We start from the raw sequence: 23,162 nt of genomic DNA on the forward strand, positions 1-23,162 counted from the left end.
TCTCGCTACCCCGCGAAAGGCGGCACCGGCATGCGCAGCAGCGGCGACGTGATCGACGTCGAACACTTGACCTACACCTATCCCAAATCTGCCGAACCTGTCCTTCGCGGCATGGACTTCACCGTCGGCCGCGGCGAGATCCTCGGGTTCCTCGGCCCCAGCGGAGCAGGCAAGTCCACCACCCAGAAACTGCTCATCGGCCTCCTCCGCGGTCACGGCGGTCAGGTACACGTCTGGGGCCGCGAACCGGTGGACTGGGGCCCGGACTACTACCAGCGCATCGGGGTGTCATTCGAGCTGCCCAACCACTATTCCAAGCTGACCGGCCTGGAGAACCTGCACTTCTTCGCGTCCTTGTACGACGGGCCCACCTTGGACGCGTCGGAACTCATGCGCGCGGTGGGCCTCGCCGATGCGGCCGACACCCGGGTCGCCAAGTACTCCAAAGGGATGCAGATGCGACTGACCTTCGCGCGGTCCCTGATCAACGATCCGGAACTGCTGTTCCTCGACGAACCCACCTCAGGGCTCGATCCGGTCAACGCCCGCACCGTCAAGGACATGATCCTGGACCTGAGGGCCCGGGGCCGCACCATCTTTCTCACCACCCACGACATGTCCACCGCCGACGAGCTGTGCGACCGAGTGGCATTCGTCGTCGACGGTGTCATCGTGGCCATCGACAGGCCTGCTGAACTCAAGATCGCGCGCAGCCGACGGCTGGTGGAGGTCACCTACCGCGGCGCCGAAGGCACTCTTCAGAGGGCGGAGTTCGCGATGGACGGGCTGGCCGGCGACCCCGACTTCCACGCGGTGCTGGGCCGGCACCACGTCGAGACGATCCACAGCAGGGAGGCCAGCCTCGACGACGTCTTCGTCGAGGTCACCGGCAGGAGCCTGGTGTGAGCAGGTGGTCGAGCGCGCTGCGGCTCGAAGTGTCCACCCAGGTGCGGCAGAAGTTCCTGCACGCCGCGCTGATCTCCGGGCTGCTGTGGCTTGCGCTGCTGCTTCCGATCCCCCGCGACGTGCGACCGATCATCGAGCCCTATGTCCTCGTCGGCGACATCGCGATCATCGGTTTCTTCTTCATCGGCGGCTCGGTGTTCTTCGAGAAGCAGGAACGCACGCTGGGCGCTCTGATCTGCACTCCTCTGCGATTCCGCGAGTATGTATCGGCGAAGATCGCTGTGCTGGTAGCGATCTCGCTGGGCGTGGCTGTCTTCGTCGTCGTCGTCACCCACGGCATGGGCCGCCACTTGCTGCCGGTGACGGCCGGAGTCGTACTCGGGACGCTGGTGATGCTGCTGACCGGATTCGCGTCGGCGCTGCCGTTCGACTCGGTCAGCGATTGGTTCCTTTCCACGACAGTGCCGCTCGCGGTGTTGGCGCTCCCGGTGCTGCACCTTTCCGGCATCTGGCCCAACCCGGTCCTCTATCTCGTTCCCACCCAGGGTCCCCTGCTGTTGTTCGGCGCCGCGTTCGGCCAGCTGACGCTCGCACCCTGGCAGATCGTTTACGCACTCGGGTATCCCCTTGCGTGCGCGGCCGGTCTCTACCTTTTGGGCAGAACGTTGTTCGCCCAGTTCGTGGTCGAACGGTCAGGGGTGGCGTGATGGCCGTTACCGCGCTGGTGAACCGGAGAGCCTGGGCGGCCTTCGGGCACAATGACCTCCGTGGCACGTACCGGGATCCGCTCCTGGTGATGCTTGTTCTGGCACCGGTGATCTGGACCGTCGGCACGCTGGTCCTGGTCCCACCGGCAACAGAAACACTTTCTCGCCGTTATGATTTCGACCTCGTACCGTACTATCCGCTGCTTATCACCGCGCTGTTGCTACTGACCAGCATCATCATCGCAGGCGGCCTCGGTGCGTTCCTGGTGCTCGACGAGATCGACGCCGGAACACTGACCGCGCTGCAGGTCACCCCGGTGTCCCTGTCGAGCTTCTTCGCCTATCGCGCGAGCACCGTCATCGCGGTCACGACGGTCTACGTGGTGGGGACGATGTCGTTCAGCGGCATCCTCGCACCCGGACTCGTGTTGCCACTGGTGCCGATCGGCATGGTGGCCGGGCTGTCGTCGGTGGTGACGCTGTTGCTCATCGTGGCTGTGGCGCGCAACAAAATTCAAGGTATCGCGATGGTGCGCCTGCTCGGTATCGTCATCGCCGGACTACCCTGCCTGCCATGGTTCGTCGATTCCGGATGGAACCTGGCCTTCGGGGTGTTGCCGCCGTATTGGGCCGCCAAGGCTTTCTGGGTTGCCACTGAGCACGGCTTGTGGTGGCCGTATCTGGCCGGTGGCGTGGCCTACAACGTGGCGCTGGCATGGCCGCTGCTGCGCAGGTTCGTTCGCGTGAACACCTGATCGAGCCCTAGTCCATCCGCGCTACGTCCACCACGCGGAGCACCGCCACGCCCTCTTCGTCCGAGGCCGCCAGATCGACCTCGACGTCAATGCCCCAATCGTGGTCGCCGGCCGGGTCGTCGAGAATCTGGCGCACCCGCCACATCCCGGCCTGGCGTTCGATGATCAGCAGGGCCGGGCCGCGGGCGTCGGGGCCGGTGCCCACGTCGTCGTGCTCGTCGAAGTACGCGTCGCCGGCGTCCTGCCAGCGCTGCGCCGTCCAGCCCGAGCCGGTGTCCAGCGCGCCCAACTCGTCGTACCGTTCGCGTGCGAACAACTCGACGCGCCGGAACAGCGCGTTGCGAACCATCGCGGTGAAGGCGCGCTCGTTGCCTGTCAGTGGCCGCGGCCGCACCGGCACCGCGACCGGCGCGTCCAGCGGCTGATCTGGACTGGTCAACTGCTCCCACTCGTCGAGCAGACTCGAATCCACCTGGCGGACAAGCTCGGCCAGCCACTCCGTGATGTCGGTGAGTTCCTCGGTCCGCGCGGCGGTCGGCACGCCGGAGCGCAGCGCCTTGACCGCGTCGGACAGGTAGCGCAGCACCGCACCCTCCGAGCGGGTCAGCCCGTAGACGCTGACGTACTCGCGGAACGTGAACGCGCCCTCCCACATCTCGCGCACCACCGACTTGGGGGCGAGTTGCCCGTCAGCCGCCCACGGGTTGGACTGCAGGTAGATCTCGAAGACCCCGGTGAGCAGATCGTCCAGCGGCTTGGGATAGGTCACGTCGTCGAGCAGCGCGATGCGCTCGTCGTACTCGATGCCTTCGGCCTTCATCGCCGCCACCGCCTCGCCCCTGGCCTTCTTCAGCTGAGCGGCCAGGATCTGCCGCGAATCCTCCAGCGTCGCCTCGATCACCGAAACCACGTCGCGCGCATAGCTTTCCGCGTCCTGATCGAGGACGTCGATCGCGGCGAGGGCGAACGTCGACAGCGGCTGGTTCAGCGCGAAGTCCGGCGGCAGGTCGACGGTCAGCCGGTAGCGCCGCCCGTCGGCCTCGGGTGCGGGCAGCCGCTCGACGACACCCGCCTGCAGCAGGGAACGCGCGATCCCGACCGCCTCGCGGATCAGCCGCAGCTGACGCTTACGGGGTTCGTGGTTGTCGGTGAGCAGCCGGCGCATGGCCTCGAACGGATCACCCGGACGGTCCACGACGTCGAGGATCATCGCCGTGAACACCCGCATGTTGCTGGTGAGCGGCTCGGGTGCAGCGTCGACCAGACGCGTCATCGTCTTCTCGCTCCACGGCACCATTCCCTCGGGGACCTTGCGCCGCACCAGTTTCCGCCGCTTCTTCGGATCGTCGGCCACCTTCGCGAACTGCTTGAGGTTTTCCACCTCGTGCTCGGGCGCCTGCACCACGACGGTGCCGGCCGTGTCGTAACCTGCCCGTCCGGCCCGGCCGGCGATCTGGTGGAACTCACGGGCGGTGAGCAATCGAGTCCGGGTGCCGTCGTACTTCGACAGCGCGGTGAACACCACGGTGCGGATCGGCACGTTGATGCCGACACCGAGGGTGTCGGTACCGCAGATGACCTTCAGCAGGCCGGCCTGAGCGAGCTGCTCCACCAGCCGCCGGTACTTGGGCAGCATGCCGGCGTGGTGCACGCCGATGCCGTGCCGCACCAGCCGCGACAACGTCGAGCCGAACGCCGTTGAAAAACGGAAGGAACCGACCATCTGAGCGATAGCGGCCTTTTCGTCCTTGGTGCTGACGTTGACGCTCATCAGCGCCTGTGCCCGCTCCAACGCCGAGGCCTGCGTGAAATGCACGATGTAGATCGGCGCCTGGCGGGTGTCCAGCAGCTCGCCGATGGTCTCGTGCATCGGGGTGGTGGCATAGGAGTAGAACAGCGGAACCGGACGCTCGGCATGGGCCACCAGTGCGGTCGGCCGCCCGGTGCGCCGGGTCAGGTCCTCCCGCAGGAACGTGACGTCGCCCAGCGTCGCCGACATCAGCAGGAACTGGGCGCGGGGTAACTCGAGCAGCGGCACCTGCCACGCCCAGCCGCGGTCGGGGTCGCCGTAGAAGTGGAACTCGTCCATCACCACCACGCCGATGTCCGACGTCGCGCCTTCGCGCAGCGCGGTGTTCGCCAGTACCTCGGCCGTGCAGACGATGATCGGCGCGTGTGCATTGACCGCGGCGTCGCCGGTCAGCATGCCGACCTGATCCGCGCCGAAGATGCCGCACAGCGTGAAGAACTTCTCGCTCACGAGCGCCTTGATCGGCGCTGTGTAGTAACTGCGCCGCCCGGCCGCCAGCGCGGCGTACTGAGCGCCCGTCGCAACCAGGGATTTTCCCGATCCCGTGGGTGTCGCGAGCACGACGTTGGCGCCGCTGACGAATTCGATCAGCGCCTCCTCCTGCGCCGGGTACAGCGGGGTGCCTGCGGCGTCGGCCCACTCCGCGAACGCGGTGAACAGTTCGTCGGGGTCGGCGCCGGCGGCGCGCAGCGCGGAGAGGTCGCTGGGAGTGTCGAGCAGGGGCCGGCCAGTCATCGTGGATACCAGCCTGCCCGATCGGTGATCGGGTGGTGCGGTCAGGCTGCGACGTCGAAGACGACGGGCAGGGAGACCGGCCCGCTGAGCGCCGTGAGCGGCTTCCACCGGACCGGCCCCGCCAGCCGCATGTTCGGCATTCGCGCGGCCATCACAGCCAGGCCCTCCGCGATCTCGAGGCGCGCAAGGTGGGAGCCGAGGCAGAAGTGCATTCCGCCGCCGAAGGTCACCATCGCCGACCCGCCCTCACGGGTGATGTCCAGTCGGTCGGGTTCGTCGAACACCGAGGGGTCCCGGTTGGCCGACGCGAGATTCGCGACCACCAGTGTGCCTGCGGGGATTCTCAACCCGGCCAACTCCACATCCTCCACGGCGGTGCGGATCATGCCGAACGCCACCGGGAAATGCCGGAACACTTCTTCGGCGGCCCGCATCGCCAAGTCGGGGCGCCGGGCCAGCAGCTGCCACTGATCGGGATGATCACACAGGGCGTGCACGGCGGCGGCGAGTTGATTGCGGGTGGTGTCGGTGCCCGCCATCAGCAGCCCCGCCACCAGCATGCGGAGTTCATCGAGACTCAGCCGTTCCCCGCCCTCCTCAACGCGGATGAGGTCGGAGAGCAGATCATCGGTGAGACTGTGTCGCCGCCGATCCACCATGGCGTCGACGTAGTCGTCGAGTTCCTGCCAGGCAGCCAGGATGCGGTCCTGCTGATCGGACACATTCCAGGCGAAGACCCTGAAGATGTCGTCGGTCCAGTCGGAGAACGCCTGCCAGTCCTCCGGCGGCGCACCCAGCATCGCGCAGATGATCGGGATCGGGTACTTGCGGGCGATGTCCGTGACCACCTCGCAGTGCCCGCACCCCGTGCAAAGGTCGACCAGATCGGTCATCACGTCGATGACCGTTGACCGCAGACGCGCCGTTCCGCGAGGTGTGAACGCAGGCGCCACCAGCCGCCGCAGCCGATGGTGCTCGGCTCCATCGAGGCTGATCAGGTTCGCCGCGACACGGTCCCACAGCGGACCCGACGTGATGCCTTGCGCTTGGAGGAACATTCCTTTCGGAACGCAAAATCGTGGGTCTCTCAGTACCCTGCGCACCAGTTCGTAGCTGAGGACCTCTGGGCCGTGGGATCCGATAGCGATCGGTCCGCGCGAACGGGCCTCCGCGATCAGCCGATGCGCCTCGGCGGGCTCGTCGACGTGCTCGTATGCCAATACGGGCAGCTGCGCGTCAAAGACATCCGGGCAGTGGCGCGAAGGCGCCGTCTCCACGTTCATCAATCCATCGTCGACGGGAGTGCTCAACCCACTCTCAGTAGTCCGGTACTGAGATCTTCCCGATGCGGGCCAAGATCACCTGATACGCCCTCCGCGGCGGTGCTGCGCTCCTACGCTTGACAGGTGCGGTTGACATGGCCGCTCACCGGGCGGACGCAGGAGACACGGCTCATCGAAGCCGCGTTGCTCGATCATGATTCAGCAGGCATCGTGGTCAGTGGCGCGGCCGGGGTTGGAAAGAGCCGGATCGTGCGGGAGACGCTCACCGCCTTCGCGGCGCGCGACTGGTTGCTGCACTGGGTGGTCGGCACGTCGGCGGCACACAAGCTCCCCTTGGGTGCCCTGACACCCTGGACGGCGACAAGCGGCGACGACAGCCTCGAGCTCGTCCACGGTGTCATCGAGGCGCTGACCTCGTCTGAGGCGCCGGTGGTGGTGGCAGTCGATGACGTGCCGTTGCTCGACGACCTGTCGGCCGTCGTCGTGCACCAGATCATTCACCGCCGGCTCGCGAAGGTCGTGCTGACCATGCGCACCGGCGAACCGGTCAGCGATGCGACGCGTGAACTCTGGAAGGCCGGCGACTTCGACTGGCTCGACATTGCGCCGCTGACGCCGGAAGACACCGAGCGGCTGGTGCGCCTCGCCGTCGGGGGTCCGGTCGATGACGTTGCGGCACAACGCTTGTGGATGTTGACCGAGGGCAACCCGTTGTATCTGCGGTTGATCGTGGAACACGAGGTCGCCGACGGACGGCTCGCCTACGACAACGCCGTATGGACGTGGACCGGTGATCCCGTGATTCCGCCGGGTCTGGTCGAGCTCGTCGAGGCGCGTACGGGCGGGCTGCCCGAGGCCGTCAGTGATGTCATCGACGTGCTGGCCGTCGGCGAGCCCCTCGAACTACGGTCATTGACCCGGATCACCGGCGCCGAGGCCGTCGAGGAGGCCGACAGGCGAGGTCTGATCTCCTGCGAACCGGTCGATGGCGCCGTGCATGCCCGTCTGGCTCATCCGCTGTACGGCGAGGTGCGTCGCCGCCGTGCCGCTCAGACCACGTTGCGTCGCCTCCGAGGCGTCGTTGCCTCCGAACTGGCCGCGACCATACCGCGGGACGACGTCCATGCCGTGGTCCGCCGGGCGGCCCTGAGCGTTGACTCCGATCTCGAACCCGACGTCAACCTCCTTCTCGACGCAGCGCGCGGGGCCGCCTGGATGCTGGATCTGCCTCTGGCCAACCGGCTGGCCGAGGCCGCGATCGCCGCAGGCGGACGGGTCGAGGCGAGCCTGATCCGCGCCTTCGTGCTGTCCTGGGTCGGTAAGGGCGCCGTTGCAGAGGCCGTGCTCGCCGACGTCGACACAGACACGCTCACCGCGGTCGAACAGGCACGGGTGACGTACCTGCGGGCGGTCAACCTGTTCTTCACCCTCGCCGACCCGGACGCCGCCGTGGCTCTGGTCGACCGCGCCACGAGCATCGAACCGCCCGAGCGGCATTGCTTCGACGCTTTTCGGTGTGTGGCCGCGGCGGCGCTGGGCGATCCTCAGACCGCCCGCGCGCTCGCGCATTCCTTCGACGCGAGTCTGCTGCCCGATCACCTCGAGCGCCGCCTGACGGCATGGGCCGTGACGGTTGCCTGCGGAGAAGCCGGGGCCGCAGCCGAGGCAGTGACCGTCGCGAGTGCGGGCTACCCCATTCCGGTGCGGGCGTTCATCGTCATCTCCGACGCCCACATCAACGCCTTGCTGCTGGCGGGTGACACGGCGGGGGCCCAGGAGGTCGCCGAGATGATGCGTGGCCGCGCCATGGCCTCGCGGGGCGCTCCGTTCGGACAGATCGCCATCGCCGTGACCGGGCAGGCAGAGCTCGGCGCAGGTCACCTCGACCAGGCCTGTACCGATCTGTCCACCGCATTGCAGCGCGTCACGGCATGGAACACCGCAACCGGCTTCCGCTACCGGTACGAGATCCTGCTCACCACTGCGCTCGCGATGCGCGGGCAGACCCACGACGCCCTCGTGGCGCAGGCTGCGATGGAAGCTCACCGCCATCCCGGTTGGCGGTACCTCGACTACGCCCGAGCGATCGCCGCCGGATGGGTCGCCGGAGCGCAGGGTGCGGTCAGCGAAGCGATCTCGATGGTCCGGAAGGCGGCCGAGATCGCCGGTAGTCGTGGGCAATACGCGGCCGAGGTGATGTGTCTGCAGACGGCGACCCAGTTCGGTGATGCGTCCACCGCCGGCCGTCTCCATGAGCTGCAGGGCCATGTCGAGGGTCCGCGTGCCGGCATCGCGGCGCGCTTCGCTGATGCCCTGGGTTGCTCAGACGGCCGCGAACTCGAGGTCATATCCCGACATTTCGAAGAGATCGGCGACCTGATCGCTGCCACCGACGCGGCGGCGCACGCCGCGATCTGCTTCCGCGCCAAGAGCCTGCGCGGTTCCTCATTGCGGTGTTCGCTGCGCGCCGACGCCCTGGCGGAGACCTGCGGCGGCGCCCGGACCCCAGCGCTCCGTCGATGCACCGACCACCTGCCGCTGACCGCTCGCGAGCGCGAGATCGTGATGCTCCTCGGGACTTCGGCATCCAACCGCGACATCGCCTCCCTGCTGAAGGTGTCTGTGCGCACAGTGGAGAGCCACATCTACAACGCCATGGCCAAGACCGGCGCGATGAGCCGCGAGGAACTCGGTGCACTCCTGCCCGGCGGCAACGGTCAGCTCAACTGAGCCATTACCGAGGCACCGTCGAGCCAGACGTTCTCCCGGCTGATCAGCCCATCCCGGAACTCGAACACGTGCAGCATGCGGAACGTGATGCGCCTGCCCCTGCCCGGCATGCCGAGCATCGAGCCGATCACGGTTCCGGTCATGTCCTGTTCGAGGATCATCGCGTCGTCCGTGACGAACCGGCGGCGTTCCGACCACGTCTCGGCCCGGAAGTTCGCGGTGAGCTGAACGTAGAATTCTCGGGCACCACCCTTCGAATGGTGCAGTCCGTCGGGGAAACCGACGACGTCGTGTTCCACGTCCTCGGTGTAGACCGCGAGCGCCCCGTCGATGTCACCGCGACCCTCGGCCTCGATGTGGCGGTCGATGAGCGCCCGCATGTCGCGCTCCTGCATGTACTCAGGGATAGCACCTCATGGCACCGCGAAATTCAGTACTGCACTACTGACGTCTCCGTGGTTGACGCGAGCGACGATTTCCGTCAGGTCGAACGAACGGGGAGCATCATGACGATCCACATGCCACACATCCACATGCCGCACCCGCACATGCCGCATCCGGTCACAGCGGTGACGCACTGGCGGGACCACCACCCGAAGCACGTCAAGTCCGACTGGGACATCCACCTGCATCCGCACCATCAGGCGTTCATCGAGGCTGCGGCGATGTCGCGGATGATGGATCGGCTGTAGTCCGGCGCAGGCCGGCGCCCAGGGCCGCCCCGACCGCACCGAGCAGGACGAGGGCGACCCCGGCGATCAGCGAGTAGTTCAGCCACTGGTGCGCACTGCCTTCGGCGGTGCCGACCATCACCTCGGCGACGGCGCGGATGTCGCCGGTGGTGCGGTTGAGCGCCGCGTCGACGAAGCGGCGCCCCATCTCGATACCCGCCCATCCCGCGGCGCCGACCAGCAGGGCCGATACCCCGAGCGCGGTGAGCGCCCGGCCACGTGAGCGCGCGGCGGCGAAGGTCAGCAGGGCCAGCACAGCGGTCAGCACGGCGGTCGCGATACTCACCCACGGGCCCCAGGTGGCCAGCGGCCGCAGCTTTCCCGGCCGCAGGTCCGGCGAGTCCACGGTGATCGGCACGGTCAGCGTCTGAGGCACGGCGAGATCCAGGGTGCCCAGCGTGGCGCTGAACGAGGGATCCGACAGCATCGGCGCGACGTCGATCAGCCACTGATCGGTCGAGTTGCCCGCCGGCACCGCGCCGGTGAACATCCACCGGTGCGCGATCCGGTTGGCCTGCGCGAACTGCCCGGGAAAACCGGAGTTGCCGGTGTAGGAGTCGGCGACCGTGCGGACCAGCTGGGGGTTGAGCGTGTAGCCCTTGTCGGCGCCCAGCGCGAGCACCTGGGTGCTCAGCTCACCTGCCATCGCGTCCTGCAGCCGTGGGTCACTCGCGGCCCGTGCCGCCAGCGCGGCGTAACCGTCCTCGTCGACGATGTGCAGCTGCGCCCACACCGCCGGCACCGCCGCCGCCAGTGCGACGGTGGTGAGCAGCCACAGCATCAGCGCGGCGAGAAAGCGCACGGACGCGTCCTCCTGTCGGGACGCCTGCTGGGCCCCATTCGGCCGCGGGGGCGGCTCGGTCAGTCGGCCAGGGCGCGTCCCACGATGAGCGGGTCGGGCCGGCCGACGACCTCGTGGTCCTTGTTGTCGTAGTCGAACTTACTCAGCACGTAGCGCATCGCGTTGATGCGGGCGCGCTTCTTGTCGTTGCTCTTGACCACCGTCCACGGCGCGATCTCGGTGTCGGTCCAGGCGAACATGTCCTCTTTGGCAGCGGTGTAGTCGTCCCATTTGTCCAGCGAGGCAAGGTCGGTGGGCGAGAGTTTCCACTGCCGCACCGGGTCCACCTGGCGGATGGTGAACCGGCTGCGCTGCTCGGACGGCGAGACCGAGAACCACAGCTTGGTCAGGCTGACGCCGTCGTTGACCAGCATCTGCTCGAACAGCGGCACCTGGCGGATGAACTCGGCGTGTTGCCTGGGCGTGCAGAACCCCATCACCCGCTACACACCCGCGCGGTTGTACCAGGACCGGTCGAAGAGCACGATCTCACCCGCCGAGGGCAGGTGCTCCACGTACCGCTGGAAGTACCACTGCGTGCGTTCCTTCTCCGTGGGCTTCTCCAGTGCGACGACGCGCGCGCCGCGCGGGTTGAGATGCTCGGTGAAGCGCTTGATCGTGCCGCCCTTGCCGGCGGCGTCGCGGCCCTCGAAGACGATGACGTGCCGGTGGCCGTGGGCCTGGCTCCACTTCTGCAGCTTCGGCAGTTCGATCTGCAGCAGCCGCTTCTGCTCCTCGTAGTCCTCGCGCTTCATCCGCTCGGCGTAGGGGTAGTTCTCGCGCCAGGTGTCCACGATCTCGCCGCTGGGGCGCAGCATCAGAACGGGATCGTCATCGTCGTCGTCGACGACGTGGTAGCCGGAGAGGTCCGCAGTCACCGGCAGAAGTTATCGAGTCCCGCGGACGGGAGCGTGACCTGCCGGTGAACGGCCGGTGGACTACTTGGCGATGCGCTTGGGCCTGATCAGCGCCAGCTTCGTCATCATCGTGTTCATCCGCTTGAGCGCCCGCTGCGAGTTGTTGTAGTAGTTGCCGCCGGCGCCGACGTTGGTCCGGGGACTGACCACCGTCTCGATGCGGCAGTACTTGCGCAGGCCCTCCGGGCCGCCGAAGCGCGCCCCGATGCCCGAGGTCTTCCAGCCGCCCATCGGGGCGGTGGTGCACATCAGGTTGGAGATCACGTCGTTGATGTTCACTCCCCCGCAATCGAGTTGCAGCGCAACCTTTCTGGCACGCTCGATGTCCCGGGAGAACACGGCGGCCGACAGTCCGTAGGGGCTGTCGTTGGCCAACCGCACCGCCTCTTCGACCGAGGAGACCTTCATGATGGGCAGCGTCGGACCGAACGTCTCCTCGGTCATGCACGCCATCGAGTGGTCGACGTCGACCAGCACGGTGGGCTCGTAGAAGCTGCCCCCGCCGCCGCTCCGCTTGCCGCCGGTCAGCACGCGCGCCCCCTTGGCGAGCGCGTCGGCGACATGGCGTTCGGCGACGGCGACCTGGCTGTCGTCGATCATCGCGCCGAAATGGTTGCCGTCACCGGCGCCCATCTTGAGGTTCTCGACATCGCGCACCACAGCCGCGACGAACTGGTCGTAGACCGGTTCCAGCACGTAGACCCGCTCCACGGACACGCACGTCTGCCCCGCGTTGAACATCGCGCCCCAGACCGCGGCATGCGCGGCGAGGTCGACGTCGGCGTCCTCGAGCACGATCATCGGATCCTTACCGCCCAGTTCCAGGCTCACCGGGGTGAGCCGGCGCGCAGCCCGCTCGGCCACCTTCGCGCCCGTCGCACTGGACCCGGTGAACTGGATGTAGTCGCTGACGTCGATGACGGCCTCGGACACCTCCCGCGCGCCCTGCGCCAGCGCGAGAACGTCCGGTGCGCCGGAGTCGAGCCAACCCCGCATGAGCAGTTCGGCGGTCAGCGGCGTGCGCTCGGACGGTTTGAGCAGAACCGCGCAGCCGGCCGCGAGCGCACCGATGGCGTCCATCAGCGCGTTGGCCACCGGATAGTTCCACGGCGCGATGATCCCGACCACCGAGCGCGGCCGGTAATGCACCTCGATCTTCTTGATCGACAGGAACGGCAGCGCCGCGGGGCGCTTGTCCGGAGCGAGCGCCTTCTCCATGGTGCGGATGTAGTAGGAGGCGATCATCAGGATCAACGGCACCTCCTGCGCCGCGTCCGTGGCGGATTTGCCCGTCTCCTTGATCAGCAACTCTTCGATCTCTGCGCGGTGTTTCCCCAGCCACACCGCGTAGCGGGCCAGCACCTTCGCGCGGCCCGCGGCACCGCGCGCCTCCCACTCGCGCTGCGCGTCCCGCAACCCCGCCGCGATGCGGGTCACGTCGGCGGGGTCGGTCCAGCGCACCTGACCGGCGGGCGCGCCGGTGGCCGGGTTGGTGATCGTGCCGGTGCCGGTGAACGGCTTGACGTCGGAAGTCGCAGTCATGCCCCCACTCTAACCAGACATGTGACCCAGGTCGCACCCGGGGTTGACACCTGTCAAGTAGCCGGGGCGATGCCCCGGATGTACGCGGCCTGACCCAGATGCTGCGCGGCGTCGTCGATGATGCTGACCAGCCGCGCGCCGGCCGTCACCGGTGGTGTCCACCGCTCGTCGATGATACGGGCGAGTTCGTCGGCCGACACCGAGGCCACGTAGGACAGCGACTCGCGGTGCACCGCGTGGTAGTAGCCGCCGAGCAGTTCGGCCGACGCGCGGACCTTGGCCACCTCCTCGGGGGTGTGGCCGTAGCCGTGGGCGTCGCGCGGCAGGTCGAGGCCGAACTGGTCGACCCAGCCCTCCCGGAACCAGATCTGTTCCAGGCCGGCGATGTCGCACAGCTGCGCGTCCTGCATGCGGGCGGTGTGCCAGATCAGCCACGCGATGGTGTTCGCCTCCGGCGTCGGCCGGTAGTACGCGACGTGGTCGGTGAGGCCGTCGGTCAGATCGTCGGCGTGCTCGATCAGCCGGGTGAAGGAGTCGCGCAGGAGTTCGCGGGCAGCATCGATGTCAGCCATGGGGCCAAGCTACGCGGGACCGCCGCCGTGGAAAACCGCCTCGACGTTGTTGCCCTCCGGGTCGCGCACGAACGCGCCGTAGTAGTTCGGGTGGTACTCCGGCCACAGCCGCGGCTCGTGCAGCGGCTCGACCCCGAGCGCCAACGCGGTGCGGTAGAACGCCTGCACCGATTCGGCATCCTTCGCGGCGAACGCGATGTGTGTCTCGCGGTTGGGCCCGCCGACCTGACCGGCGGAGGCATCGGCGATCCAGAAGGCGGGATGGCCGTCGGCGCCGTAGCCGATGGCGACCTCCATGTCCATCTGCCGCGTGTACCCGAGGACGCCGAGAACCTTGTCGTAGAACGTCTTCGACTCGTCCCAGTTCGAGCAGTTGATTCCGAAGTGGTCGATCACGCCCTCACCGTACATTCGGGGGATGACAGTTGACCTGATCATTCGCGGCGGCACCGTGGTCGACGGCCTGGGCGGCGAACCCTTCGTCGCCGACGTGGCAGTCAGCGACGGCGTGGTGGTCGCCGTCGGAGACGTCCGCGAGACCGCCTGGCGCGAGATCGACGCCACCGGCCTGCTCGTCACCCCCGGTTTCGTCGACCTGCACACCCACTACGACGGCCAGGCGATCTGGTCGGACCGGTTGACCCCCTCCTCCGCGCACGGCGTCACCACCGCGGTGATGGGCAACTGCGGTGTCGGCTTCGCGCCCTGTCGCCCGTCAGACCACGACGTCCTCGTCGATGTGATGGCCGGCGTCGAGGACATCCCCGGCGTGGTGATGGTCGACGGACTGCCGTGGCACTGGGAGACGTTCCCGGAGTTCCTCGACGCCGTCGACGCCGGACGGGGGCGCGACATCGACGTCGCCGCCTTCCTGCCGCATTCCCCGCTGCGGGTCTACGTGATGGGACAGCGCGGTGTCGACCGCGAGCCCGCCTCCGCCGAAGACCTGGCGATGATGCGCAAGCTGGCCGCCGAGGCGGTCCAGGCCGGTGCGCTGGGTTTCGCGTCGTCCCGGCTCACGCTGCACAAGTCCGAGAGCGGCCACCCCATCCCCAGCTACGACGCCGGCTACGCGGAGATCGAGGCCATCGCCCGCGGCGTCGACGACGCCGGCGGCGGGCTGATCCAGTTCGTGCCGGACCTGATGGCCGGTGACTACGAGCCGGCGCTGCGCACGGTCTTCGACGTCGCTGCCGACGTCGGGCTGCCGGTGACGTTCACGCTCGCGATCGGCAACGCCGGTGATCCGTTCTTCCTCGATGCGCTGACCATGGTGGAGAAGGCCAACAGCGACGGTGGTCAGATCAGCGCCCAGATCTTCCCACGTCCCATCGGGTTGGTGCTGGGCCTCGACCTGTCGGGCAATCCGTTCGTGATGTACCCGTCCTATCAGGCGATCGCGGACCTGCCACTGGCCGAGCGGGTGGCCGAGATGCGCAAACCCGAAGTGCGCGAACGCATCCTGACCGACACCCCGGCATCCGACGGACATCCGCTGATGTTCGCCGCCCAGGCCTGGAACTACATGTTCCCGCTCGGCGACCCGCCGAATTACGAACCGTCACCGTCGGATTCGATCGGTGCGCGCGCGAAGGCCCGTGGTGTGAGCCCGGCCGAAGAGGCCTACGACCGCCTGCTCGACGACGACGGCCACGCCATGCTGCTGGTCACGCTGGCGAACTTCCGCGACGGCTCGCTCGACACGGTCGCCGAACTGATCCGCCGCGACGACGTGGTGCTGGGTCTCGGCGACGGCGGCGCGCACTACGGGATGATCTGCGACGCAAGCTTTCCCACCTACATGCTGACGCACTGGGTGCGGGACCGACCCAACGGCCGGCTGACGGTGGCCGAGGCCGTGCGCGAGCTGACGTCGGTGCCGGCGAAGGTGGCGGGGCTGGCCGACCGCGGCCGGATCGCGGAGGGCTACAAGGCCGATCTCAACGTCATCGACGCGGCCGCGCTGCGGTTGCACCGGCCGGTCGTGGTCAACGACCTTCCTGCCGGTGGCCGCCGGCTCGACCAGGCCGCCGACGGGTATGTGGCCACCATCGTCTCCGGTGAGGTGATCGCCGAGAACGGTGTGCCGACGCAGGCCCGGCCCGGGAAGCTGATCAGAGGACGCCGGCCCGCGCCGACGGCGTGATGACCCGGCCTCGACTACTTCCGATGAGCGTCAAGGTGGATCTCGACACGCTGGCCGATACCATCGTCGACTTCTCGTTCGCCTACCTCGTCACCGTCGGCGACGACTACCGCGCCCATACCGTCGCGGTCGACCCGGTCCTGACCGACGGCGCGCTCGTCATCGACTCGGTGGGCAACAGCACCCGCCGCAATGCCGGCGCACACCCGGACGTGACGCTGGTGTGGCCGCCGCACGAGCCAGGCGGTTACACGCTGATCGTCGACGGCACGGCGGCGGACGCTGGAGCCGGATTGCGCGTCGAGCCCGTGGGCGCGGTGCTGCACCGCAAGCCGAACCCGAACTCCGCGCTGTCGGCGACGGGATGCGGAGACGACTGCGTGCCGCTCAGCGAGTGACCACGACCTTGCCCGCCATCCGGCCGGACTCGACATCGCGGTGCGCGTCGATCAGCCCGGCCGCCGAGAAGTCGGTGATCGTCTTGGTAACCGTGGCGCGCAGCGTTCCCCCATCGACCAGCTCCGCGGTGCGGGCCAGCAGCCGCTGCTGTTCGATCATGTCGGGGGTTTCGAACATCGCACGGGTGAACATCAGTTCCCAGTGCCAGGCGATGCTCTTGGCCTTGAGCCCGACCAGTTCGAGGCCCTCGGGTTCGTCGATCGCGGTGATGTGACCGAACGGTTTGACGATCGCCTCGTAGTCGTCGACGTTGCCCGCCGAATGCGGCGAGAACAGATACTCGACGCCGCCGGGCACCGCCGCCAGCGTCTCGGCGCGCAGATGGTGGTGGTTCACCACGATGTCGGCGCCCATCTGCTGCGCCCACGCCCGGGACTCGTCGCGGCTCGCCGTGGCGATCACCCGCACGCCCGTCAGTGCCTTGGCGAGCTGGATCATGATCGAGCCCACGCCGCCGGCGCCGCCGAGCACCAGCAGGTCACCCTTCGACTCCGGGGTCAACCCGAACCGGTCGAACAGCGACTCCCAGGCGGTGATCGTGGTCAGCGGCAGCGCCGCCGCCTCGGCGAACGACAACGACACCGGCTTGCGCGACACGATCCGCTCGTCGACCGCCTGCAGCTCGGCGTTGCTGCCCGGCCGGGTGATGTCGCCGGCATACCAGACCTCGTCGCCGACCGACAGCGTCGTCACGTCCGGTCCAACCGCCTCGATCACCCCGGCGGCGTCGTACCCGAGAATCTTCGGCCGCCCTGGATCTTCGAGGGCGGCACGCTGTTTCACGTCGACCGGATTCACCGACACCGCCCGCACGCACACCAGCACGTCGCGCGGGCGCAGCTCGGGGACGTCGATGGTGATGTCGCGCAGGCTGTCGTCGAGGGAGTCGGCCGCGAAGGCCCCGATCGCCGTCATCGTGGTCATGTCAGAGGTGAACCGGCGGACGCCCGGTTTTCATCCACGGCTGTCACACCGAGAGCACGTTGAGACTCGGTTATCCACAGGCGGAGGCGGGGCCCTTTCGACGGCCGTGGTGGTGCGCTGCGATCAAGCGATGACGATCGAGCACATCCTTGCGGCTAATGGCGGCATCGTCTCCGCGGCGCAACTGCGCACAAGTGGATGGTCGTACTCGCAGATCGAGAAAGTCCCTGGGTTGCGCCAGCTCCGACGAGGTTGGTACGTCGGTCCGTCCGCCCATCCTCATGTAGTGCGCGCCGTCTCGGCCGGTGGAGTACTGAGTTGTGTGTCGGCGTTGCGTCTGCGCCACGTCTGGGTGCCCGACTCGGACCTGCACGTCCGCTACTCGGCACGAGCACGCCGGTCACGACCCGGAGTCCGCTCCTGTCACCCGTACCGACTGGATCCACCGATTGTCGGGGCGATCGACCCGCTGGACATCGCGGCGGCGTCTGCAGCGAACTATGTCGATGCCGAGGGATTGATTGTCGTCTTGGACTCGATGCTGAACACCAGGATGATCGGCATGGCGGATGCTCGATCGATCGTCGCCGCGTCGCGTTTCGCCCGGTTGAATCTCGCCGAGCGGTGCGACCCCGCCAGCGAGTCGGGCACGGAAACCATGGTCCGACTGCGGCTACGGGCCGCCGGAATCCGCCTGCAGACTCAAGTGGTGATAGCGCGCGTGGGGCGCGTCGACTTTCTCATCGGCAATCGCCTCATCATCGAAGTCGACAGTCGCGAGCACCATCTGTCCAAGTACCAGTCGGACCGTACGCGCGACAGAGTTGCGGCCGGGCTGGGGTATCTGGTGGTCCGGCTGACGTATCAGGATGTCGTGCACCGATGGGAGACGGTGTTGGCAGACATTCTTGCGATCATTCGGCGGCGTGCGCACAGAGGTCCGATGACAACGTCAGCCTGAGAGCGTCCCGGTAGATATATGGCCGCGAAAGCGTTCTCAGCGCGACATTGCGTTCGACCACAACGAAAAAGCCCCGGCTCGCCAAGCGAGCCGGGGCCTTTCTCGTACTGGGACTTAGAAGTCCATACCGCCCATGCCACCGGTCGGGTCGCCGGCGGGTGCGGCGGCCTTCTCCGGCTTGTCGGCGACGACGGCCTCGGTGGTGAGGAACAGCGCCGCAATCGAGGCTGCGTTCTGCAGCGCCGAGCGGGTGACCTTCACCGGGTCGGCAACGCCGGCCTTCAGCAGGTCCTCGTACTCACCGGTGGCGGCGTTGAGGCCGGTGCCGGCGGGCGAGTTGGTGACCTTCTCGGCGACGACGCCGGGCTCCAGGCCGCCGTTGAAGGCGATCTGCTTCAGCGGAGCCGACAGCGCAACGCGGACGATGTTCGCGCCGGTGGCCTCGTCACCGGTGAGGTTGAGCTCGTCCAGCGACGGAGCCGACTGCAGCAGGGCGACGCCGCCACCGGCGACGATGCCCTCCTCGACGGCGGCCTTCGCGTTGCGGACGGCGTCCTCGATGCGGTGCTTGCGCTCCTTGAGCTCCACCTCGGTGGCAGCGCCGGCCTTGATCACCGCAACACCGCCGGCCAGCTTGGCCAGGCGCTCCTGCAGCTTCTCGCGGTCGTAGTCGGAGTCGCTGTTCTCGATCTCGGCGCGGATCTGAGACACCCGGCCGGCGATGGCGTCGGAGTCACCGGCGCCCTCGACGATCGTGGTCTCGTCCTTGGTCACGACGACCTTGCGGGCCTTGCCCAGCAGCGAGACGTCGGCGGTCTCGAGCGACAGGCCGACCTCTTCGCTGACGACCTGGCCACCGGTGAGGATCGCCATGTCCTGCAGCATCGCCTTGCGGCGGTCACCGAAGCCCGGGGCCTTGACGGCGACGGACTTGAAGGTGCCGCGGATCTTGTTGACCACCAGGGTCGACAGGGCTTCGCCCTCGACGTCCTCGGCGATGATCAGCAGCGGCTTGCCGGACTGGATGACCTTCTCCAGCAGGGGCAGCAGATCCTTGACGGTCGACACCTTGGAGCTGACCAGCAGGATGTAGGGATCCTCGAGGACGGCTTCCTGACGCTCGGCGTCGGTCACGAAGTAACCCGAGATGTAGCCCTTGTCGAAGCGCATACCCTCGGTGAGCTCGAGCTGCAGGCCGAACGTGTTCGACTCCTCGACGGTGATGACACCCTCGTTGCCGACCTTGTCCATGGCCTCGGCGATGAGCTCGCCGATCTGGGTGTCGCCGGCCGAGATCGCGGCGGTGGCAGCGATCTGCTCCTTGGTCTCGACCTCCTTGGCCGACTTCAGCAGCGTCTCGGTGACCTTCTCGACGGCCTTCTCGATGCCGCGCTTGAGACCGAGCGGGTTGGCGCCGGCGGCCACGTTGCGCAGGCCCTCGCGGACCAGTGCCTGGGCCAGCACGGTGGCGGTGGTGGTGCCGTCACCCGCGACGTCGTCGGTCTTCTTGGCGACTTCCTTGACCAGCTCGGCGCCGATCTTCTCGTACGGGTCCTCGAGCTCGATCTCCTTGGCGATGGACACACCATCGTTGGTGATCGTGGGGGCACCCCACTTCTTCTCGAGAACGACGTTGCGGCCCTTGGGGCCCAGCGTCACCTTTACCGCGTCGGCGAGGGCATTGAGTCCCCGCTCGAGGCCGCGACGGGCCTCTTCGTCATACGCAATTGTCTTGGCCATTGCGAAGTGTTTCCTCCGGATTGGGGATGCACGTCTTGGTCGGGCGCAGTGCCCGCGACGGACGGCTGGGGTGTGCTCGCTGATGCGGCCCCGGCCTCACCGTCCCGACCTAGCACTCGCCGGTCGCGAGTGCCAACTGCATTCTTAGCACTCGCCCAGGGTGAGTGCAAGGCCGTTCACCCAGCGCGTAGGCCGTCGAGCACGACGTCGATGAGCCGGCCTGCGGCGGCGTCGTTGTAGCCCTGCATCGCCTGCAACCCGACCAGCAGCGCCTTGACGTCGGCGACGTCCACATCACGGCGCACGGTGCCTGCGTCCTGCGCGGCACGCAACAGCGCACCGAGCATGTCCATGAAGTCTTTCTCCGCCTCGGGAATCGCCGCATTCACATCGATCCCCATGCCGGCCAGTGCCTCGCTGAGCCCGCGGTCGGTCGCCCCCCACTGCAGCACCATGGACCGCAGGAAGGTGAACAACGCGTCTGCAGGCTCCGCGTCGTCGAGCAGGGCGCGACCCGAGGCGACGATCCCGCGGATGCGGTCCTCGACGACGGCGCGGAACAGATCCTCTTTGGTGGGAAAGTGCCGGTAGACGGTGCCGGCGCCGACGCCGGCCCGCCGGGCGATCTCGTCGATCGGCACCGCAAGCCCGTCGGCGGCGAAGGTGTCGTAGGCGACCTCGAGCACGCGCGCGCGGTTGCGCGCGGCATCTGCGCGCAGGGGCCGACTCATGCACACCTCCCGCGGGAATACGAAAGCGGGGCGCGCGTTCCGTATAGTGATCAACAACCGGAGCGAACGCCCCGTTTCACTTCATTCTAGGAGAAGCTCATGAGCAAGTGGACCACCGCCGACATTCCCGACCAGACCGGCCGCACCGCCGTCATCACCGGCGCCAACACCGGGCTGGGCTACGAGACGGCCGAGGCCCTGGCCGCCAAGGGCGCGCGCGTCGTGCTCGCCGTCCGCAATCTCGACAAGGGCAAGGACGCCGCCGACCGCATCGAGCGGGCCGTACCGGGCGCCGCGGTCGAACTCCAGGAACTGGACCTCACGTCGCTCGACTCCATCCGGGCCGCGGCCGAGCAGCTCAGGGGCGACCATCCAGCCATCGACCTGCTCATCAACAACGCGGGCGTGATGTTCACCCCGCGGTCGACCACCAAGGACGGGTTCGAGCTGCAGTTCGGCACGAATCATCTCGGCCACTTCGCGTTGACCGGCCTGCTGCTCGACCGCGTGCTGGCAGCGCGGGGCTCGCGGGTCGTGACGGTCAGCAGCGTGGGGCACCGCTTCGCCCGCAGCGGCATCGACTTCGACGATCTGCAGTGGGAGCGGAGCTACAGCCGGGTCGGGGCCTACGGGCGGGCCAAGCTCGCCAATCTGATGTTCACCTACGAGCTGCAGCGCCGCCTGCTCGGCACGAAGACGGTCGCGGTGGCCGCCCACCCGGGCGGCTCACGCACGGAGCTGACGCGCAACCTGCCGCCGCTGGTGGGAGCGGCGACCAGACTGGTCGAGCCGCTGTTCCAGAGCGCGGACATGGGCGCGCTGCCGACCCTGCGCGCAGCGACCGACCCCGGCGTGCTCGGCGGCCAGTACTACGGACCCGACGGCTTCGGCGAGCAGCGCGGCTACCCCAAGGTGGTGGCGTCCAGCGCCGTCTCGCATGACACCGCCGCCCAGCGCAGGCTGTGGGCCGTCTCCGAAGAGCTGACCTCAGTCACCTACCCCGTCCCCGTGGCGTCCTGACCGAGCCGGGCGGTGGGCTCGCGGGGCCGCACCTCGCGTCTTACCCACCGCCCGCGGGAGACCGGCGGAGGCGTGCCGTTCCGCGCGCTGCTCAGCGGCCCGTGTCGTCGGCTCCGTCACGTCCGCGCGTGCGCCGTTGCGGCGGATCCTGCCGTCCGACAGGTAGGGACGCCGGTCGCCGGGCCGATCGTGGCGGCGGTAGCCGGCGTCGACGAGTGGACGAAGGATCCGGTCGGCCGCGTCGACGAGCCGGTCCGGCACGCCGAGGTCGCGCAGCGGCCGGGTCAGCGGCAGGTGCTCGGTCGGGACGAAGTACCTGGTGACCGTGTCGTCGACGGTGATGTTCTCCGGCGGAATGTCCGACAGGTCGACGTCCCAACTGGGCGGGCCGTGGACGTAGATCATGCCCATCAGCGCGTTCGCGTCGGCGACGACGTTCCACGGTCGATCGGGCGGATCGGCCCAGGGGTCGTATTCGCCCGTCACCACCGCGGTCGGGTACCGCGTCGCCGGAATGCGGCGGACCGTGTATCGCAGCAGCGGGATGCGCGCGCCTTCCCGGAACCAGTTCGCGACACCGGCTTCCGGGGAGGCGATGAGCACGAACCTGACGTCACTCGGCTGGGGCGGATCCGCCCCGGCGGCCAGCTCGGCGGCGAGCCGCGCGGCGACCATGCTGCCCATCGATTCACCGATCACGATGACCGGACCATCGGCCGCGCGCACCGCAGCGCCGGCCCGCTCGACCCCCTGCGCGAGTGCGCGGTCGGTGGCGAACGGATTCTGCGAGTAATCGACGATCAGCGGGTCGTCATCGTCATGCAGGTTGATGCCGATGTTCGGATAGCTCCTGGCGATGATCGGGTAGAACGGGTCGATCCTCTTGAAGAGGGTGGCTCCCGGAATCAGGACCGCCTCGTCGGCGGCACTGACGGGCCTGCCGAGGGCGCCGCCGACCAGCAGCACCGCCGCCACGGCGATGACTGCGACAAAACTGCTGCGTGCTCTGGCCATTCCACGGTCAGCGTGGCACGGCCGGCCTCGGTAGGGGCTGGATATGCTGCGAAGTGTGTCGTTGTGGGACGTCAGGCAGGTGCCGCCCTATCCCCCAGTGCGCTACACCGCGGACCACCCGGAGGTGAGCGCCTGGGTCAAGCGCGGTGACGAGCCGCCCGACTACGACTCGTTCGGTGTCGTGCAGTACCACTACCTGGCCGGCCAGGATGCGACGAACGGCGACTACGGCCTGTACCGGGTGCAGATCGCCCCGCGCGGCGGCGGTCCAGGACCGCACTTTCACCGCGGCATGTCGGAGGCGTTCTACGTCCTCTCGGGCGGGGTGTCGCTGTACAACGGCACCGAATGGACTGACGGCGGAGCGGGAGACTTCCTGTACGTGCCGCCGGGCGGGATCCACGGCTTCCGCAACGAGGCCGACGACGCCGCGACGATGCTGATGCTGTTCGCCCCCGGCGCGCCGCGCGAACACTACTTCGAGGGATTGGCCCAGCTCGGCGAGCTCACCGAAGAGGGACGTCGCGAGTGGTTCATCAAGAACGACAACCACTTCGTCGAGTAGCCGACGGACACGCCGACCGCGGACACGCCGCGAAGATGCGGCCACGGAAGCGCCTGCCCTAGACTGCGATTCG

The 23,162-nt window shown here is 68.0% G+C and carries 21 protein-coding genes and 1 pseudogene; 10 read left to right on the forward strand and 12 right to left on the reverse strand.

Annotated elements, in window-relative coordinates:
• Positions 1-30 precede the first annotated feature (30 nt).
• From G6N45_RS01480 to G6N45_RS01490, 3 genes are read left to right on the forward strand one after another with little or no spacing between them, the layout of a single operon-like run.
• Positions 31-906, forward strand: coding sequence for an ABC transporter ATP-binding protein (locus tag G6N45_RS01480; protein ID WP_163727584.1), 876 nt, complete (start codon positions 31-33; stop codon positions 904-906).
• The gene (locus tag G6N45_RS01485; protein ID WP_163720108.1) at positions 903-1,613 is read left to right on the forward strand and encodes a fluoroquinolone export ABC transporter permease subunit; all 711 of its coding nucleotides are present in this window, start codon (positions 903-905) and stop codon (positions 1,611-1,613) included. Before G6N45_RS01480 ends, G6N45_RS01485 begins: the two co-directional genes overlap by 4 nt.
• Positions 1,613-2,368 (forward strand): Rv2686c family ABC transporter permease subunit, encoded by a 756-nt coding sequence (locus tag G6N45_RS01490; RefSeq protein ID WP_163720109.1) that lies wholly within the window; start codon positions 1,613-1,615, stop codon positions 2,366-2,368. The genes G6N45_RS01485 and G6N45_RS01490 overlap by 1 nt, the downstream gene beginning before the upstream one ends.
• A gap of 7 nt (positions 2,369-2,375) precedes the next feature.
• Here G6N45_RS01490 and G6N45_RS01495 read toward each other — a convergent pair whose 3' ends face one another.
• Both G6N45_RS01495 and G6N45_RS01500 read right to left on the reverse strand, forming a co-directional pair.
• On the reverse strand, positions 2,376-4,913 hold the full coding sequence (locus tag G6N45_RS01495) for a DEAD/DEAH box helicase (protein WP_163720110.1): 2,538 nt from the start codon (positions 4,911-4,913) through the stop codon (positions 2,376-2,378).
• A gap of 41 nt (positions 4,914-4,954) precedes the next feature.
• Positions 4,955-6,196 carry a cytochrome P450 gene (locus tag G6N45_RS01500; RefSeq protein ID WP_163727587.1) on the reverse strand — a complete coding sequence of 414 codons (1,242 nt, stop codon included), beginning with the start codon at positions 6,194-6,196 and terminating at the stop codon, positions 4,955-4,957.
• Between the two features lie 123 nt (positions 6,197-6,319).
• Between G6N45_RS01500 and G6N45_RS01505 the strand changes: the two genes are divergently transcribed.
• Entirely contained in the window at positions 6,320-8,926 is a 2,607-nt protein-coding gene (locus tag G6N45_RS01505) for a helix-turn-helix transcriptional regulator (protein ID WP_163720111.1), read from the forward strand.
• Here the strand turns inward: G6N45_RS01505 and G6N45_RS01510 are convergent.
• Positions 8,914-9,321, reverse strand: a complete 408-nt coding sequence (locus G6N45_RS01510; protein WP_246228839.1) for a nuclear transport factor 2 family protein — start codon at positions 9,319-9,321, stop codon at positions 8,914-8,916. The two genes, G6N45_RS01505 and G6N45_RS01510, sit on opposite strands and share 13 nt — an antisense overlap.
• Positions 9,322-9,432: 111 nt before the next feature.
• Here G6N45_RS01510 and G6N45_RS01515 point away from each other — a divergent pair, with 111 nt between their 5' ends.
• Positions 9,433-9,618 (forward strand): hypothetical protein, encoded by a 186-nt coding sequence (locus G6N45_RS01515; RefSeq protein ID WP_163720112.1) that lies wholly within the window; start codon positions 9,433-9,435, stop codon positions 9,616-9,618.
• Here the strand turns inward: G6N45_RS01515 and G6N45_RS01520 are convergent.
• The 5 genes and pseudogenes from G6N45_RS01520 to G6N45_RS01540 form a co-directional block, all read right to left on the reverse strand.
• Positions 9,575-10,459 carry a hypothetical protein gene (locus G6N45_RS01520; RefSeq protein ID WP_163720113.1) on the reverse strand — a complete coding sequence of 295 codons (885 nt, stop codon included), beginning with the start codon at positions 10,457-10,459 and terminating at the stop codon, positions 9,575-9,577. The two genes, G6N45_RS01515 and G6N45_RS01520, sit on opposite strands and share 44 nt — an antisense overlap.
• 59 nt (positions 10,460-10,518) lie before the next feature.
• Positions 10,519-11,316, reverse strand: a pseudogene (ppk2, locus tag G6N45_RS01525) (polyphosphate kinase 2).
• 120 nt (positions 11,317-11,436) lie between these two features.
• Positions 11,437-12,957 (reverse strand): aldehyde dehydrogenase family protein, encoded by a 1,521-nt coding sequence (locus G6N45_RS01530; RefSeq protein WP_163720114.1) that lies wholly within the window; start codon positions 12,955-12,957, stop codon positions 11,437-11,439.
• A gap of 53 nt (positions 12,958-13,010) precedes the next feature.
• Complete coding sequence (locus G6N45_RS01535) at positions 13,011-13,529, reverse strand: mycothiol transferase (protein WP_163720115.1); 519 nt, start codon at positions 13,527-13,529, stop codon at positions 13,011-13,013.
• A gap of 9 nt (positions 13,530-13,538) precedes the next feature.
• The gene (locus G6N45_RS01540) at positions 13,539-13,925 is read right to left on the reverse strand and encodes a VOC family protein (RefSeq protein WP_057150894.1); all 387 of its coding nucleotides are present in this window, start codon (positions 13,923-13,925) and stop codon (positions 13,539-13,541) included.
• A 22-nt stretch (positions 13,926-13,947) separates the two neighbouring features.
• Here G6N45_RS01540 and G6N45_RS01545 point away from each other — a divergent pair, with 22 nt between their 5' ends.
• Together G6N45_RS01545 and G6N45_RS01550 are read left to right on the forward strand one after the other, a co-directional pair.
• Positions 13,948-15,675: an N-acyl-D-amino-acid deacylase family protein gene (locus tag G6N45_RS01545; protein WP_163720116.1), complete on the forward strand. Its 1,728-nt coding sequence runs from the start codon at positions 13,948-13,950 to the stop codon at positions 15,673-15,675.
• A gap of 23 nt (positions 15,676-15,698) precedes the next feature.
• On the forward strand, positions 15,699-16,073 hold the full coding sequence (locus tag G6N45_RS01550) for a pyridoxamine 5'-phosphate oxidase family protein (protein ID WP_163720117.1): 375 nt from the start codon (positions 15,699-15,701) through the stop codon (positions 16,071-16,073).
• On the opposite strand, the gene G6N45_RS01555 is transcribed toward G6N45_RS01550, so the two are convergent.
• Complete coding sequence (locus tag G6N45_RS01555) at positions 16,063-17,058, reverse strand: zinc-binding alcohol dehydrogenase family protein (RefSeq protein ID WP_163720118.1); 996 nt, start codon at positions 17,056-17,058, stop codon at positions 16,063-16,065. The two genes, G6N45_RS01550 and G6N45_RS01555, sit on opposite strands and share 11 nt — an antisense overlap.
• Before the next feature lie 130 nt (positions 17,059-17,188).
• Between G6N45_RS01555 and G6N45_RS01560 the strand changes: the two genes are divergently transcribed.
• Positions 17,189-18,019, forward strand: coding sequence for an endonuclease domain-containing protein (locus G6N45_RS01560; protein ID WP_163720119.1), 831 nt, complete (start codon positions 17,189-17,191; stop codon positions 18,017-18,019).
• 114 nt (positions 18,020-18,133) lie between these two features.
• Here the strand turns inward: G6N45_RS01560 and groL are convergent, their stop codons facing one another.
• Positions 18,134-19,759, reverse strand: coding sequence for a chaperonin GroEL (gene groL, locus G6N45_RS01565; RefSeq protein WP_163720120.1), 1,626 nt, complete (start codon positions 19,757-19,759; stop codon positions 18,134-18,136).
• Positions 19,760-19,935: 176 nt separating this feature from the next.
• Positions 19,936-20,490, reverse strand: a complete 555-nt coding sequence (locus G6N45_RS01570; protein WP_163720121.1) for a TetR/AcrR family transcriptional regulator — start codon at positions 20,488-20,490, stop codon at positions 19,936-19,938.
• A gap of 99 nt (positions 20,491-20,589) precedes the next feature.
• On the opposite strand from G6N45_RS01570, the gene G6N45_RS01575 reads away from it, so the two are divergent.
• On the forward strand, positions 20,590-21,510 hold the full coding sequence (locus G6N45_RS01575) for an SDR family NAD(P)-dependent oxidoreductase (protein ID WP_163720122.1): 921 nt from the start codon (positions 20,590-20,592) through the stop codon (positions 21,508-21,510).
• Here G6N45_RS01575 and G6N45_RS01580 read toward each other — a convergent pair.
• Entirely contained in the window at positions 21,478-22,524 is a 1,047-nt protein-coding gene (locus G6N45_RS01580; protein WP_163720123.1) for a PE-PPE domain-containing protein, read from the reverse strand. The genes G6N45_RS01575 and G6N45_RS01580 overlap by 33 nt on opposite strands.
• Before the next feature lie 43 nt (positions 22,525-22,567).
• Here G6N45_RS01580 and G6N45_RS01585 point away from each other — a divergent pair, with 43 nt between their 5' ends.
• Positions 22,568-23,089: a cupin domain-containing protein gene (locus G6N45_RS01585; protein ID WP_163720124.1), complete on the forward strand. Its 522-nt coding sequence runs from the start codon at positions 22,568-22,570 to the stop codon at positions 23,087-23,089.
• Positions 23,090-23,162: the final 73 nt, after the last annotated feature.

Source organism: Mycolicibacterium psychrotolerans (genome assembly GCF_010729305.1).
Lineage (GTDB): Bacteria > Actinomycetota > Actinomycetes > Mycobacteriales > Mycobacteriaceae > Mycobacterium > Mycobacterium psychrotolerans.